We start from the raw sequence: 16,923 nt of genomic DNA, 5'->3' as shown, positions 1-16,923 counted from the left end.
TCAATTCGTTTTCATCTTCTTCTTGCGTTTCATCTTTATCTTTGTTAAAGTAAATCTAGATAAATATTGTCAATACTTCAAAAAGGAGACTCTTATGGAACAGAATGAATTGGGTACTGTAACCCTGTATTTAGACAATGATGAAACAATTGAATGTCAGATTTTATGTATATTGGATGTAAATGAACAACAATACATTGCACTTCTTCCACCGGATGAAGAAGGCGGCGAAGAAAGCCCTGTATACATCTACCGCTACACACAGGATGCGGACGGAGAACCTGGACTGGAATCCATCGAAGATGATGAAGAATACGAAGCAGTCTGTGATGCATATGATGAATGGCTCGATACTATGGAGTACGAGGCACTTGATCTGGATGCACTTGGATTAGACTCCCTCGAATAATTCTTCAACAAAACGGGAAGGACTGATTTCCTTTCCGTTTTTATTTTTTACATAACTGATCTTTAAAACTTCTTTCGCTCTGGTCATTGCAACATAAAACAGTCTTCTTTCTTCTTCCAGCCCATTTTCTTCTAACGCACGTTTATAAGGAATACACCCTTCATTTGTGTGAATCAGATATACGGTATCAAATTCCAGTCCTTTTGACGCATGCATCGTCATTAAATGAATCCCTCGTCGATTTTCTCCACTCTTTTGCTCTTTCATTTTCAATGCGACACTATATTCTTCAATATGGGTAAACCATTCCTGTAAAGTCTCATATGGTTTTGCTGCTTCTTCAATCTCAGAAAGTACGTCAAACAGATCACTTTTTTGCATCTGATGCTGTGTTGCATATTCTCTTAAGAATTCATCGTACCCGATTCGTTTTCGCAAATATTGAATTGCTGCATAAGTGGCCATCTTTCCAAGCATCTTAATATCCCATTCCATCTGGTCTATACGATCTATCATCCAGGCTTTATCTTTGTAGAATTTCCGTACATCATCATAAAGACTTTTTTCTTTTCCCGAAACACTGTCCCTGCTGATATAACGTTTTGGTCGATTCATGATCTGTAAGAAATCTGCCCTCGTCAATTTACCAAGCGCTATACGAAAATATGCCTGGATATCTTTTGCAATAAAATGCTGATATAAATTTGGCATGTGTTCTTTCATTTGAAAAGGAATCTTACTGTCAATCAACTTTTCCACTAAAGCTCTCGCATCTGTGTGTACTCGGTATAACACAGCAATCTGTTCTGCCAAAACACCTTCTGCTATTCTCGATGCGATTTCTTCTGCAATGTATCTGCTCTCTTCTTCAGAATCCCTTACTTCCTGTACATGCAGACTCTTTCCGGCTTTCTTCTTCGTCTTAATCGCCTTATCAAAGCGCACCTCATTATGCTCAATTACTTTCAACGCATTTTTCACAATATTGGCTGTTGACCGGTAATTAATATCCAGCAAAATCTGTTTCGCTTCCGGATAGTCTTTTTGAAATTGAAACATCAGCTTCGCATCCGCACCCCTGAATCCGTAAATGGACTGGTCATCGTCACCTACAGCAAAAAGATTGTTCTGCGGAGCAGCCAGCATTTTAATCACGTCATACTGTACTTGATTGATATCTTGAAATTCATCAATCAATATATACTGAAACTTTTCCTGCCACAGCTTTAACAAATCCGGCCGGCTTGTAAACAACTGATAACACAGAACAAGCATATCATCGAAATCTATTTTTCTTAACTGCTTCCGCTCTCTTTCGTATTCCTGGTAAATATTCCGAAAGATATCCGGCCGGCATCTCTTTGATTCGTATGTATCTATCTGATTACGATTGTTTTTCACAACACCGATCTCGGTAATTACGTCTTTCAAAAAATCTTCTTCATCCATAATCTCCAGTTCGTCCTGATGATTCACAATCTGACGGACCAGTTTATACTTTTCTTCCTCCGATAAAATATTTTCCGATCCGAACCGATACGCCCATTTCAAAATACCATAATAGATTCCGTGAAACGTGCCCATTGTTACCGGAAGTTTTTTCCCTTCCATACTGGACTGTAATCGCAATTTCATCTCTGTTGCCGCATATTTAGTAAAAGTAATGACCAGAATTTCTTCTGGCCGTACATGTAATTCTTCTATTAGATATTTTATTCTGTTTACAATTGTCATTGTCTTCCCGGAACCGGGACCTGCCAATACAAGACATGGTCCCTTTCCGTGAAGCACGGCACTTTTCTGTGCCTGACTAAGTGAAGTCCGTCTGGCTTTCTGCGTGCCAGTGGCGCCGTTATAAGAAACAGGCATCTGCTTCTCTGTGTGGCTATCTGAACTCATCTTTACCTCTTTCAAATCTATCTTTTTACAAGTGCTATTTGAATTATGACAGTTTTTCAATTCCTGCTTTCAGACGACTCAGTGATTCTTCTTTTCCAAGAACCTCCATAAGCTCTGTAGCACCTCCAGGTGTATTCTGTTTTCCTGAAATTGCAGTACGGATTGGCCACATTACATAACCTACCTTGTATTCCTTTTCCGTTGCAAATGCTTTCAATGTCTCAAATAAAGCATCGTTGCTAAAATCATCCTGAGCTTCCAGTACAGGAACAACTTCTTTTAATAATTCCAGTGAATTCTCTGGATTTGTTTTCATTTTCTTATGTGTATACAATGCAACATCGTATTCCGGAACTTCCTCAAAGAAATCTATCTGATCTTTGATGTCAGGCAGAATCTCAATTCTTGACTTAACAAGTGCTGCGATTTTTCTCAGATCAAACTCTTTTGTGACAACTTCTTTGATATATGGTTCTGCCATCTTATAGAAACAATCATCATCCATTGCTTTCAAGTACTCACCATTCATCCATTTTAATTTCACTGTATCAAAGACTGCCGGAGACTTGCTCATATGTCTGTAGTCAAATGCTTCTACCAGCTCTTCTAAGCTAAAAATCTCACGATTGTCTGTTGGACACCATCCAAGAAGTGCCACATAATTTACAACCGCTTCAGAAATAAATCCCTGGTCGATCAAATCCTCATATGAAGAGTGTCCGCAACGCTTGCTTAACTTCTTATGGTTCTCATCCGTGATTAATGGACAGTGCACATATATCGGTACTTCCCATCCAAATGCCTCATATAATCTGTTATATTTTGGTGCAGAAGAAAGGTACTCATTTCCTCTTACAACATGTGTGATCTCCATCAAGTGGTCATCTACTACATTCGCAAAATTGTATGTTGGATATCCGTCCGACTTAATCAGGATCATATCATCTAATTCTGCATTTGGCACTGTAATATCACCATAAATCTCGTCATGGAATGTTGTTGTTCCTTCATTTGGTACATTCAAACGAATAACCCATGGTTTTCCTGCTGCCAGGTTTGCTTCTACTTCTTCTTTTGATAAATTCAGACAATGCTTGTCATATACCACAATCTCTGTTCCATTTTCTGATACAGATGTCTTCAGAGACTCTAAACGTTCTTTATCACAGAAACAATAGTATGCATCTCCCTGCTCAACCAGCTGCTTCGCATATTTTAAATAGATTCCCTGTGCGTTACGCTCACTCTGAACATATGGGCCATAGCCTTTATCCTTATCCGGACCTTCATCGTGTACAAGACCCGTCTTGGCAAGTGTACGATAAATAATATCAAGTGCTCCCTCCACAAATCTTTCCTGGTCTGTATCTTCTACACGAAGGATAAAATCTCCTCCCTCATGTTTTGCAATCAAATATGCATAAAGTGCTGTACGTAGATTTCCAACATGCATTCTTCCTGTTGGGCTTGGTGCAAATCTTGTTCTTACCTTACTCATTTTTTCATTCTCCACTTCTTGTTTTTTAACATAATTCTATTCAAATATCACTGTTTGTACATTTACAAACAGCAACATTAAAGCCACGCTCTATTATAAAGCAAGTGGGATAAATGTTCAAGTGTTACTGTTCACATCTCACCAATTGTGCTGCCCTGTCATCTTCTATCAAAAGCGTTCCACAGTCACGAATATCAATCACCGACAATCCTGTCTGTGCAAATGCATTTGCTGCAATTCTTTCTGTCTGTGTCGGAACAATATATCCTCCTGTTCTTCCTGCCGGAAATGCTAATAATGTTATTTCTTCTTCATCATATAGCACACCATCAATTGAGGTGTAATTTATATTTCCTTCTTCCACCATAATATCAAATAAATTATCAATCCCATCAAAGGCACCTGTTTCAATCACTGAGATATTAGATGGTATGTAAATCTCGTAAATATCAGTAAAGCCATTTATAAATGCATGACTGCGGATTCCAACGCAATTTTCTGATGGAAGTTCCAATACACCACTTCTACAATCCAGCATTTCTTCATTGATTCCATAAAGCATTCCGGCTTCATCAATTAAAAATGGCGTTGCTGTCTCTGCAATATCTGTTTTGGCATCCTCACTTTCTTCCGTATCATTTTTCGGAATATCATTTGATTCATTCACAATCGTATCCTTTGGCTCGTCTGTGATAACATCTTTTGCTTCATCCACAATCGTATCCTTCGGTTCGTCTGTGATAACATCTTTTGCTTCATCCACAACCGTATTCTTTGGTGTATCCATGATAATGTCTTTTGTTCCATCTACGATTATATTCTTTGGTACGTCTACAATATTTACTTTCGATTCAGCCGCAATTATAGCTTCCTCTTTCTCTGCAAGATTGTCTTTCGCCTCTGCCATAACAGTTTTGTCCGGCTCACTTACTATAATCTCCTGAGATTCTGCTGTAACAATTTTCTCCATCTTACTTACTGCAATATCATTTCTTGTTTCTTCTTGCTTTTCTGCACTTAAATATTCTTTTGTTCCTACAGCTTTTCTTGAAAATACAGCACCTGTTAAAATAGCAACACACAACATCCCCACAATTGTGCGTTTTATAATTGGTCTGTAAAATCCGTAAATTTCCAAACATGCTTCCATAGTTATCCCTCACCATCTCTTATTCTATAGATTCGGCAACATTTTATAGACAAAGCTATTTACTTTTTTTGCCAATTGTGAAAAATTCTATAAAAGAAAAAGGAACGCTGCAATCAAATGCAACATTCCTTTGCTTTTTTCTTCAAATCTTAACAGGATGTCCAGTAAAGCTGTATTTTTGTTCTGTACTTTATACGTTAATCTCTGCTTTTACACCAAGCACTTCTTTGTTCTTCTCTAACAATGGACGAATCACACGATTTAAATATGCATCAACCTGCTCTTTTGCACGTCCTACATATCTTGATGGTTCCATTGTCTTCTGAAGGTCTTCCAATGAAAGGTTGAACGCTGAATCTGCTGCAATAAGCTCAAGCAGATTGTTATCCAGACCTTTTTCTTTTACATTTCTTCCTGCTTCCATAGACAATTCACGGATTCTCTCATGTAATTCCTGTCTGTCTCCGCCTGCTTTTACTGCATCCATCATGATATTTTCTGTTGCCATAAATGGAAGCTCTGCCATCAGACGTTTCTCTATTACTTTTGGATATACAACCAGACCATCAACTACGTTCAGGCACAGATCCAAAATACCATCAATTGCAAGAAATCCCTCTGGTACACTGAGACGTTTGTTTGCTGAATCATCCAATGTTCTCTCAAACCACTGTGTAGCTGAAGTGATTGCCGGATTCAAAGCATCAATCATCACATATCTGGAAAGTGATGCGATACGCTCACTTCTCATCGGATTTCTCTTATAAGCCATTGCTGAAGAACCAATCTGCGTCTTCTCAAATGGCTCTTCTACTTCTTTCAAGTGCTGAAGAAGACGGATATCATTTGAGAATTTGTGTGCACTTGCCGCAATACCTGCAAGTACATTGAGCACTCTTGTATCCACTTTACGTGAATATGTCTGACCTGATACCGGATAGCAAGCTTTAAATCCAAGTTTTTCAGCAATCATCGGATCAATCTTGTCGATTGTCTCCTGATCTCCGTCAAAAAGTTCCAAAAAGCTTGCCTGTGTTCCTGTTGTTCCCTTTGAACCAAGCAATTTCAAGCTCTCAAGTACATATTCAAGATCTTCTAAATCCATCTCAAATTCCTGCATCCATAAAGTTGCTCTCTTACCAACTGTTGTTGGCTGTGCCGGCTGGAAGTGAGTAAATGCAAGTGTAGGCTGTGCTTTATACTCATCAGCAAATTTTGCCAGCTCTGCAATTACATTAATCAACTTTGTACGAACAAGTTTTAAAGCCTCTGCCATTACGATAATATCTGTGTTATCTCCAACATAACATGATGTTGCACCAAGGTGGATGATACCTTTTGCTTTTGGACACTGTACACCATATGCATATACATGTGACATCACATCATGACGTACAACTTTTTCACGTTCTCTTGCAACATCATAATTAATATCCTCTGCATGTGCTTTTAATTCTTCAATCTGCTCATCAGTAATATTGAGTCCTAATTCTTTTTCTGTCTCTGCAAGTGCAATCCATAACTTTCTCCATGTTTTAAATTTCTTGTCCTGAGAAAAAATATACTGCATTTCTTTACTTGCGTAACGTTCTGAAAGCGGACTTGTATAACGGTCTGTTGCCATAATTATATTCTCCTTTGTTGTTATCCTATTAGATTTATTATATAAGATATTAAAAAGTCTCGTCAAGTGCTTCAATCGAATGCATGACTGACATCTTCATTCGGAACCTCGATTGGGTATTTTCCTGTGAAACATGCATCACAATATTTTAAATCTCCAACCATATCTTTCAGCTTGTCAATTTCCATATATCCAAGTGAATCTGCTCCGATCATTTCACGAATTTGCTCTGTTGTATGTGAGTGTGCGATCAACTGTTCATTAGATGGAACATCTGTTCCAAAATAGCATGGATATAAAAACGGTGGTGAACTGATTCTTACATGAACCTCTGTTGCTCCGGCCTTTTTTAACATCTTAATGATATTTGCACAAGTTGTTCCACGTACAATGGAATCATCTACCATTACAATTCTTTTTCCTTTTACTACTTCTTCTATAACATTCAGCTTAATCTTAACACTTGACTCTCTTTCACTCTGTGTTGGTTTAATGAATGTACGGCCTACATAACTATTTTTATGAAATGCCATTCCATATGGAATACCTGATGCTTCAGAATATCCTTTTGCTGCCACCAGACCAGAATCCGGAACACCTACTACAAGGTCTGCCTCAACCGGGTATGATTCTGCCAATGCTTTTCCTGCTGTGATTCTTGCATGATATACATTCACATTGTCAATTGTACTATCTGTTCTTGCAAAATAAATATACTCAAAAATACATCTTGCCTGCTCTTCCTCTGGAATTGCCATGCTCATATCTGAAGCGATACCATTTTTTGTTATAGTAACAATCTCTCCTGGTTTTACATCACGAACAAATTCTGCACCAACTGCAGCGATTGCACAACTTTCAGATGCCAGCAGATAAGTATTATCTCTTTTTCCTATGCACAATGGTTTAAATCCCCAAGGATCACGTGCTCCGATCATTTTTCTCGGACTGCTGATGACAAGTGCATACGCACCTTTAATCTTCTTCATTGCATTTCTCACTGCGATTTCTGCAGTAGGTGTATTCAAACGTTCTCTTGCAATATGGTATGCAATTACTTCCGAATCAATTGTCGTCTGGAAAATCGCACCAGTGTACTCCAGTTCTTTTCTCAGTTCAACTGCATTTGTCAAGTTACCATTATGTGCTATTGCGAGTGTTCCTTTTACATAATTAATAACCAATGGCTGTGCATTCTCGACGCGTGTCGCACCTGCTGTAGAGTATCGAACATGTCCTACTCCCAGATTTCCTTTTAACTCTGTCAAAGACTCACGGTCAAACACATCATTGACATGTCCCAATCCTTTTTGGGAAAGGACCTTTCTCTTTCCATATGTATCTGTCACTGCGATTCCACAGCTTTCCTGTCCACGATGCTGCAATGCAAACAGTCCATAATAAACTGTAGAAGCGACATCGCCGCCATCCATATCGTAAGCACCAAAGACACCACACTCTTCACCCAATCCTGTTGTTACTTCTTCAAATTCGCTCATGAATGAAACTCCTTCATCTATTTTTATCCTGTTTTTGCCGAATAACCTGCACGATGATTATAATACAAGGCAGGTTGAAAATCAACATTTCTACCCGCCTTGTCCGTCTTCGCAGTCATTATTTATTTCAAATTTTATATATAAGTCTTCCTAATAATATTGGTTAATTTTTCACTTTTTCTGTCAGACCTATGCTATTCTTCTGCCAGTTTTCCCAAAAATTCTTTCATTCTGGCATTATCTGAGGCAAAGACTTCTTCCGGAGTTCCTTCCTCTGCAATTACACCTTTATCCATAAAAATAATCTTATCTGCAACTTTTCGTGCAAAATTCATTTCATGTGTAACAATAACCATAGTCATATGCTCTGACGCCAGACTTTTGATAACTTTCAAAATCTCACCGGTAAGTTCCGGATCCAATGCCGATGTTGGTTCATCAAAAAACAACATCTTCGGTTTCATTGCCAGAGCTCTTGCAATTGACACACGCTGCTGCTGTCCACCGGACAACTGATATGGATATGCATCTGCTTTATCCTCCAGTCCCATCTTTTTTAGCAGCTCTTTTGCTTCCTTATATACTTCCTCTTTCTTTCTTTTCTGTACTTTAATCGGCGCATCTGTTATATTTTTCATTACAGAAAAATGTGGAAATAAATTAAAATTCTGGAATACCAGTCCAAAGCAGGACTGTATCTCTTTTCTTTCTTCTTTCTTTGGAAATACTGGTTTTCCATTTTCTATCCAGGCCGCCTTTTTCCCCAGATACAGAATTTCACCATCGCTTATTGTCTCTAACATTGTCGCGCAGCGGAGTAATGTTGATTTTCCAGAACCGGATGGTCCAATAATAGCAAGTATTTCTCCTTGTTCAACGGATAAGGATATATCTTTAATAACCTGAACTCCGTCGAAATTCTTTTTTATATGATTCATTTCTAAAAGCTTCATACTGCCGTCTCCTATCGATAGTAATTCAATTTCTTTTCAAGCAGCTCCATCACACCTGCAACCGCATAGTTAAATATATAGTAAAAAACACCTGCTATAAAGAACGGCATAACCGTTGTCTGAGCCGCCGCAATCTGCTTTGCTACCGCAAACATTTCAATATAAGACAATGAATATACAAGCGATGTATCTTTTACCAGTGTTATAACTTCATTTGTCACTGATGGCAACACGATTTTCACGACCTGTGGCAATACAATTTTGCAGAATGTCTGCTGTTTAGAATATCCCAATAAAGTTGCTGCCTCATACTGTCCTTTCGGAATTGATTCAATTCCCGAACGATAAATTTCTGCAAAATATGCTGCATAATTTAAAGAACAGCCCAATAAGATTGCCGTCAATTTGTATCCACCTATGTTCATTCCCCACAAATAATATGGTCCGAAATACCATACCAAAAGCTGAAGCATCAACGGTGTTCCCCTCATAATAGAAATGTATACTTTAACCAGCCAGCTAACTGGTTTAAATTTGCTTACCCTACCGAAATATACAACCATTCCAAGCGGCAACGAAAATACTAATGTTAAAATAAATATTAAAAATGTCTGTCCAAACCCTGCGCCAAGCTGACGCAGCATTACTTCAAAACTCATTTTGCCTCCTCTCATGTAAAAAAACTTTCCCATTGCTTTTTACATTTCTATGCTAACGAAACTATGCCCCTCTGAATCTCTTCAGAGGGGTATAGTCATCCTGCACCATTCATCTTGTCTTATTATTTTAATGTTACCATATCGGCAATTTCATATTTCTCTGCCAGTTTTTCAACTGTACCATCTTCTGCCAGTTTCTCCAAATCTGCATTCACTTTGTCGCAAAGCTCTGTATTTCCTTTTTTGAATCCAATCGCATACTGCTCTTTATTCAAAGTTTCATCCAGGATTTTATATCCGTCTCCTCTGGAATTAATCTGATATTTTGCAACACCGATATCAATTGCAAGTGCATCCAGTGCTCCTGCCTGAAGCTCTGTAAATGCTGTATTGTAATCAGCAAACTCGTTAAGAGAACCGAATGTATCTGCCAGTGCTTTCTGCCCCCCCTCTTCTTCGCTGTTCAGAAGATCAAGTGCTGCGGAAGCTGCCTGCACACCTACTGTCTTTCCTGCAAGATCTGAAAGTTTTTCAATTCCTGAATTTTCAGCAACTACGATTACCTGGCTGTTATCAACATATGGTGTAGAGAATGTGTAATCATCTTCTCTTCCATTCATTGTAAATCCATTCCAGATGCAATCAATAGAACCAGAATTTAATTCCATATCTTTTGAATCCCAGTTAATTGGTTTTTTTACAAGTGTCCACCCTTCCAGATCACATACTGCCTGTGCAAGTTCCAAGTCAAAACCTGTATATTCTCCGTCATCATCCATGTATCCATATGGTGGATATTCTGCATCAAATCCTACTGTAAAAGTATTGCCTTCATTTGATACTGAATCCTTCGTGCTTTCTGTTTTTGTCTCTTTTGTATCTGTAGATGAAGAATCTTTACTGCTTCCGCATCCCACTGCCAATGTTGATACTGTCAACGCTGCAATCAATACTACTGCCAATTTCTTTTTCATTGTATCACCCTCCTGCGCCGGTGGTTTGCGTCATTCTTTTATCAATTGACCGCTTTACCACACTAAATTACTTAGGCAGTGTAACATATTTTAAGATACTTGTCAATTATTGACTGCACATAACTTATATATTGCTCCTACGATATTTGCGTTTCCACTCATCAATTTGTATTTCGTTATTCTCTGACAATGATTTTGCTTTTACATCTTCTACTTCTTGGCGCATCTGTGCATTCACTTCCACGTAATCCGCGTGTTTTGTAAGTAAAATATGATATTCTTCCATTGACATATATTTGTAAGATGCATAAAGATATGGTTTTAAATATTTTTTATCTTCACAAATTTTATACGCATGATCATACATTTTGGCAGCTTCCTGATATAAGAATAATTTTCCGTATGCTGCACCCAATCCTGCATAAATTTGTCCATAAAACTTATCCTCTACACTTTCGTCACGCTCTTCATTTAATATTTCCTGATAAACAAGGATTGCCTCTTCAATTTCTCCGCTTTCCAGCAGATTATCTCCTTTGAATTTCTGGCGCTCAATGTCTTTCTGGTTTTTCAGACGTTCCAGAACATTTTGAATTCGTATCATCTGTGCTTCACGGTAAATCTTTGATTCCTTTAATATCGTCAGTACAAATTTTTCTACTGAACCATGCATCTGCATCATCTCTCGCAATTGCTCTGACAAAGCAGAAAGTCCTAATTCTTCGTCCAGCCAGTTACACAATTGCTCATTCATAATGGTGTAATCGATCAGATAAAGATTATTACACAGATAATAGCACAGTTCTTCTATTGTATATATTTTGCAGTGGATCCTGGAAATCTCATAAGGATGTGCTGCATGCTGCTCATGACATAGAACTAAATTTCCCATCATTGCCTCCTAAATGAATAATCTTCTCTTTCTGAAAATCTGTCGCCGGATAAAATTCTCCGAATCCCATATCACGCACAATGATCTTACATGTCTTTTCATCCATAAACAGTGTTTCAATCATCAGGCGCATCGCATACTCAGAGCGTCTCGGAAATTTATCCATCGGGATTACTTCTGTTCGTACTGTTCCTTGAACAAGTGACTCAATATGCAATTCGATATCCTCTACCTTTTCCAATAAAACTTCCCACTGATTATTTGACTCGTACCACTGCGCTCCCCAGGATACGATTGGATACCACATCTCCTGACCGTTCACCCTGAGATTAAGTGTAATCTGATCTGTCAGCTTGCCATCCGACAAATAAACCGGATCTTCTACCTGCATATACATCTTTCTATAAGAGGTAAAGCAAGCACCTTTACTATATAGATTATTGCCTATGAAAGCTCTTCGTCCATTACAAAGCAGACGCAAAGCATTCGGATACCAGTTGTTCTCAAAGCCTTCACCTGTCAAAAACACAGATGAGACAATTCTCTTATCAAATACCCCTTCTATGAACTTACAGAACATAGAATCTGCTTCTCTGGCCTTGTCTTCGTTTAAAACCGGATATACTGCTGCCAATTCTTTCATATGTGCGCTTGCGACCTCGTCAACAGTCACAAATGTAGTTTTCCCACCGCCAAGTCCCGGTTTTAATCTTCTAAGCATATATGCCTTTATTTCATTGCGATCACAGCAAAACAGTGCTGCTTCATACTGCCATAATTCTTTTGGCTGATAAAACAGGTAATTACAAAAACTTTCTTTATAATCCTGAATAAAAATATGCTGTTTATCAATATTCATACGGACAGCAATTCCTCTTAATAGCTTTGCCAGTTCTTCTGTCAACTCCGGCACTGTAAAGACAATCCCATCAATTTTAGGGAATGCCTGCAAAGACATCTGAATGAACTTTGATAAGAGCCATACTGCATCATACGTATCTTCTCCAAATTCAACCTTTTCTCCGTCCAGACTTCTCTCCAGCAGCCTTGTCACAGTAAACCCCTCACTGATTGACACCAGTCTTTTAGCCTCTTTTCCATAAGCCCAGGTATCTCTAAGTTTTCCAATGATCAGCGGAATCTGATAATTATCAGATTCTGACTCCAATGTCTCCGGTTCCAACTGCTGATCATTATAGAAACTGATCTGGCAGGTTTTTTCATTTATTTCGTATCCTATTATATTTCCCTGCATCATGCAGATAAGCCTCCTTAATTTTCTCCGAATATATGAGCAGCGACAGCATCTTCTATCTCATACTCTTTCATCTTTGCTTCTTTTTCTTCTCCATCTAAAAGCAGAATATCATTGATTCTTCCATAACGTCCCCGTTCGCCTTGTTCCACTTTTTTTGTACACTCTGCTTTTTCGCTTCGATATACATTACCATCTATTATTTCTTTAAAATAATATTTTAATTTTTCATTGGCAAACAGGACAAATTTTTTAACATATAAATTTTCATACATTGGTGTCAATACTTCTGTTGAATAATCCACATTTTCAGAATCACCTTTCTGCAACTGATAATACAGCATGACTCTGCTACCCTTCTGACCTTTGTATTCAATTAATGTCTTATCCCACAGCTGCTGTTCAATCAGCCATTCTTTCTCATAATTCATAAAGAATGGGAAATATATCTGTTTTCCACATAAATCCTGCATAAACTTTTTCAATGTTTTTCTCATTGAAGAATCATATTCTTTCTGTGCATAATATTTCAGCACCGCAATCTTACAGATATCGATTGTCTCTTCACCTTTTTCAAATTCTTTGCAGATAATATCAATCACACTCTTACTGATTTTTCTATTTTCTACTACATACGCTCTCGACATATATGCCAGATAAGCCTGCTGCAGTCCAATATATGCACCTTCTGCATAATATTCCTCAAAAATGGCAGCCTCGCCAAATAAAGATTCTGAAAAAAGCATCTGTGTCAGGATTCGTTCTCCGAGCTTGTGAGTATGCACCTCATATTCCTTTGCTTCTCTCCAGAGTTCTTTCATCTCGATCGTAGCTCCACAATAATAATTTGCAAGATATGTCAGGATTACTTTGTCATACTGTCCTCTTTTAAACAGTCTGAAACATACATATGTAAGGAAATCATCGCATGCATAATTATTTTCACGGATTGTTTTACTGCTAAGTGCCAGCATCTCACTGTCTTCGTATTTTTCCACGCCATTTTTCTGTACGATTTCTAAAGTCAGTTCAGGGACAGCTTCTTCTTCCTGATTTATTTTCAAACTATTTAAATAGCGCTTACAAACATCCATGTAACGAAGTTCATAGAACATACGCTTGCTATCATATGGAATAGAATCTGTATAATGTCTTCCATCTTTGTTTTCCCACACAAGGCGGTCTGATTTTGCATACAGACAGATTAGTGTGCCCTGCTCTGAATATGGCACTCTCTGTGTAATCTTCCCATCTTCTGCAATGACATAAATAAATTTTATGTTATGTACCTTCGTTTTCACCTCATAAGAATAGCAAATATCATATAATGCCTTCACACGTTCCGGATTCAGTTCTTTTTCTGAAATAAATCTTTTATATATTGTTCTTAAATGTGCATTAATATGTCTGCGTTCCAACTGTCTCCATGCAAATGATTCCATCTCTTCACGATAATGTGCATAAATTTCGCTGCTCTCATCTTCATAGGTAATAACATTGGCATACAAAAATGCACATTTATTGTAATCAAGCATATTGCCATGCAAAAAATACAAATATACAGATCGTGGTAATGGCTTCTGAAACATATCTACATCCACTGATTCCATATAAAATTCGTAAAGCTGTGCGATTTTCAATTCCTCTTCAACAGCCTTTTCATACCACTCAAAATACTCTTTTCCTACACAGTTTCCTTTTATCAAAAGGGTACAGATAGAAGTCAGTATCATACTTTCCGGATATGCTTTATAGCACAGCACCAATGTCTGGAACAAATGTTTATCATATGCTTTCGACTGACTTGCCAGATTAGCTGTATAAAGTGCAAGCTCCTTTGTCATCAATCCGTATTTTGCCGCAAATAAAAGTACTCGGATTTCAAACATGCCTAATTTTTTCAAGCTTGTACTCTTTTCACGATAACAACGAAATACCTCCAGATAAAATATAAGACTGTTTGTCTTTTCTGTATTAAATAATTTTTCTAAAATACGAAGCTTCTCACTGAGGATTTTATATTCTGAATCTACATTGATCAGCATACATAAAATGCGCCAGCTGTCTGGATGCTTCATATATGATTTTGCAAGCTCTTCCGCTACTCTTCTCTGTCCGATCGTGTCATTGCTTAAAAATGTAGTCAAATATAAATAATACGAGCTAAGTTCCACATTCTTACCAATTGCAAATCGGTTATAATTGTATGATTCAAGCAGCGTTCTTGCCTGCTCCTTCTTTCCACCGATAATACAAATATGTGCCTGTAAAAGCAGATACCATTCATTATTCTCATCCATCTTACGCAGACGCTCTGCCTTATGGATAGAATCCTCCGTCCATTCTTCCAGCTCTTTCTTGCCTGATTCATATACAAGATAATCTTTCAGAATACTCAAATACTCTCTTGTCTCATCTCTCTTCTCTTCATCTCTGCATATATCTTTTTCAACAATGATTTCATATGACAATGTTTCATATGGCGTTTCAAGAATAATCTTGCCAAAGTTACTGCCTTTATGTAAACGTTCTGCACTAATAAAATACTCTACTCTATAAGAATTCCCTAAAAATTCTTCTGTCGATATCTTTGTATGTTCTACATATAAAAAGTCACCCTCTGTACGGACATCAATATCCAAATGTCCCCAAGTGTTCTTTTTCAATGTAAACTTTTCTTTTCTTGCCTCTTTCATAGAGGTAAAAGCTCGACTCTCTTCTTCCAGTGTCAGATAAATTTTTTCTTTTTGTTTACAGCCAACTAAAAATTCTTCCAATGCCTGTTGATCCAGTTCCCACTTACGCATATTGTCATAAAGTGCCTGGATTCTTTTATCTTCGTATTTTAAAATTTCATAAAAATCTCTGGAACGGAATAATTTTTCCGCTTCTGCCGGATCACGATAAGTTAATTTTTTAAAATCTTCTAAGCTCTGAACTTTTCCATAAGAAGTCATCACAAACGGCTTCTCAATCACTGCTGTAAAAGCAATATCATATTCTCCGCCATTACATACGATAGTGAACTTTCCATGTTCGACATGCCCCGGCACCAATCCGGTCCCATCATATGTATAGGATATATTTACAGGATTCCCATCAAATCCCTGTTCCTCACAATGTACACGAAAAGAAGACGGGTATACCAATCCTCGGATTGTCCCCTCTCCCTGGTTCTGTAATGAAAAACTGCCTTTATATATTTCGCCTTCTCCGACACGCATAATAATCCTTGTTTCCGGGAAAATAATGTCAGGCTGCGGGACATGAAAATCCCCTTTTGAAAGTCTTTTTATTTTATTTTTCAACTTCGTCACCTACTTATATTCTTTTACGCACACGACGCTACTATGAATTATAACATCATCCCTTTCATTCTTGCAATGGTGTATAAAAATATTTTCGAATTAAATTGTATACGCGCATACACTTTATTTTTCATCATTTTTTCACTTTGTTTTTAGTGAATCCTTTGCAAATAAGTGTTATAATGGAAAAATACAAAGGAGGAATGCATTATGAAATTAGTGATTACAATGAGTCGACGTTTCGGAACCGGTGCAAGCGTCATTGCAAATGAACTGTCAAAGCGCCTGGATATTCCGGTATATGACAAAGCATATATTGAGCAGAAATTAGGAGAACATGAATATGAAACAGAGGCTGATGCAATTCGTAAGCTTGCTGAGAAACCTTGTATTATACTTGGTCGATGTGCCTCCGATATCTTAAAAGACCGCATGAATGTTTTAAACATTTATGTTTGCGCTGCAAAAGAGGATCGTATCCATCGAATCATGAAACTAGAGAATCTTTCTTATGATGCTGCCAAAGAAAGGGTCGAAAAGACAGACGAACAGCGTGCCGCCTATTATTATGAACATACCGGTAAAACATGGGGCGATGTCAATGACTACCACATGATTCTTGACACAAGTGAGTTAGGTATTGATCACTGTGCCGATATCCTTATGCAGTATTTTGAAAGACTGGAGAGTGTGAAACTTTTTCTGTAAAATAGTATTTAGAAGGTTCTTCTATGATAAAATAGAATCATAGGAGGGCCTTTTATTATGGCAAGACAAAAGAAACCTGTACACAGGGTACAAAT

The 16,923-nt window shown here is 37.7% G+C and carries 13 protein-coding genes; 2 read left to right on the top strand and 11 right to left on the bottom strand.

Annotation, left to right across the window (positions count from 1 at the left end; genetic code table 11):
* Positions 1–94: 94 nt before the first annotated feature.
* Positions 95–409: a DUF1292 domain-containing protein gene (locus LQE94_RS13455; RefSeq protein WP_117989597.1), complete on the top strand. Its 315-nt coding sequence runs from the start codon at positions 95–97 to the stop codon at positions 407–409.
* On the opposite strand, the gene LQE94_RS13450 is transcribed toward LQE94_RS13455, so the two are convergent.
* The 11 genes from LQE94_RS13450 to LQE94_RS13400 form a co-directional block, all read right to left on the bottom strand.
* Positions 392–2,278, bottom strand: coding sequence for an ATP-dependent helicase (locus tag LQE94_RS13450; RefSeq protein WP_240577959.1), 1,887 nt, complete (start codon positions 2,276–2,278; stop codon positions 392–394). The two genes, LQE94_RS13455 and LQE94_RS13450, sit on opposite strands and share 18 nt — an antisense overlap.
* 73 nt (positions 2,279–2,351) lie before the next feature.
* On the bottom strand, positions 2,352–3,806 hold the full coding sequence (gene gltX / locus LQE94_RS13445; protein WP_022076394.1) for a glutamate--tRNA ligase: 1,455 nt from the start codon (positions 3,804–3,806) through the stop codon (positions 2,352–2,354).
* 124 nt (positions 3,807–3,930) lie between these two features.
* On the bottom strand, positions 3,931–4,956 hold the full coding sequence (locus tag LQE94_RS13440) for a leucine-rich repeat domain-containing protein (RefSeq protein ID WP_240577924.1): 1,026 nt from the start codon (positions 4,954–4,956) through the stop codon (positions 3,931–3,933).
* Positions 4,957–5,146: 190 nt separating this feature from the next.
* Positions 5,147–6,580, bottom strand: coding sequence for an adenylosuccinate lyase (gene purB / locus LQE94_RS13435; protein ID WP_240577923.1), 1,434 nt, complete (start codon positions 6,578–6,580; stop codon positions 5,147–5,149).
* A 71-nt stretch (positions 6,581–6,651) separates the two neighbouring features.
* Complete coding sequence (gene purF, locus LQE94_RS13430) at positions 6,652–8,079, bottom strand: amidophosphoribosyltransferase (protein WP_240577922.1); 1,428 nt, start codon at positions 8,077–8,079, stop codon at positions 6,652–6,654.
* Between the two features lie 194 nt (positions 8,080–8,273).
* Positions 8,274–9,032 carry an amino acid ABC transporter ATP-binding protein gene (locus tag LQE94_RS13425; protein ID WP_022076390.1) on the bottom strand — a complete coding sequence of 253 codons (759 nt, stop codon included), beginning with the start codon at positions 9,030–9,032 and terminating at the stop codon, positions 8,274–8,276.
* Positions 9,033–9,043: 11 nt separating this feature from the next.
* A complete protein-coding gene (locus LQE94_RS13420; protein WP_022076389.1) occupies positions 9,044–9,691 on the bottom strand; it encodes an amino acid ABC transporter permease in 648 nt (215 codons plus the stop codon).
* Positions 9,692–9,813: 122 nt separating this feature from the next.
* Positions 9,814–10,665 (bottom strand): amino acid ABC transporter substrate-binding protein, encoded by an 852-nt coding sequence (locus LQE94_RS13415; RefSeq protein WP_240577921.1) that lies wholly within the window; start codon positions 10,663–10,665, stop codon positions 9,814–9,816.
* 124 nt (positions 10,666–10,789) lie between these two features.
* Complete coding sequence (locus tag LQE94_RS13410) at positions 10,790–11,557, bottom strand: hypothetical protein (protein WP_022076387.1); 768 nt, start codon at positions 11,555–11,557, stop codon at positions 10,790–10,792.
* Complete coding sequence (locus tag LQE94_RS13405) at positions 11,532–12,815, bottom strand: DUF5716 family protein (protein WP_022076386.1); 1,284 nt, start codon at positions 12,813–12,815, stop codon at positions 11,532–11,534. The genes LQE94_RS13410 and LQE94_RS13405 overlap by 26 nt, the downstream gene beginning before the upstream one ends.
* A 14-nt stretch (positions 12,816–12,829) precedes the next feature.
* On the bottom strand, positions 12,830–16,120 hold the full coding sequence (locus LQE94_RS13400; RefSeq protein ID WP_240577920.1) for a DUF5717 family protein: 3,291 nt from the start codon (positions 16,118–16,120) through the stop codon (positions 12,830–12,832).
* A gap of 210 nt (positions 16,121–16,330) precedes the next feature.
* On the opposite strand from LQE94_RS13400, the gene LQE94_RS13395 reads away from it, so the two are divergent.
* The gene (locus LQE94_RS13395; protein ID WP_240577919.1) at positions 16,331–16,828 is read left to right on the top strand and encodes a cytidylate kinase-like family protein; all 498 of its coding nucleotides are present in this window, start codon (positions 16,331–16,333) and stop codon (positions 16,826–16,828) included.
* The last annotated feature ends 95 nt before the right edge of the window (positions 16,829–16,923 follow it).

It is taken from the genome of Mediterraneibacter sp. NSJ-151 (genome assembly GCF_022487435.1).
In the GTDB taxonomy this organism is placed as follows: Bacteria; Bacillota; Clostridia; order Lachnospirales; family Lachnospiraceae; genus Schaedlerella; species Schaedlerella hominis.
The sequence above is the reverse complement of the archived record's forward strand: the minus strand, read 5'-3'. Positions and strand labels throughout refer to the sequence as shown.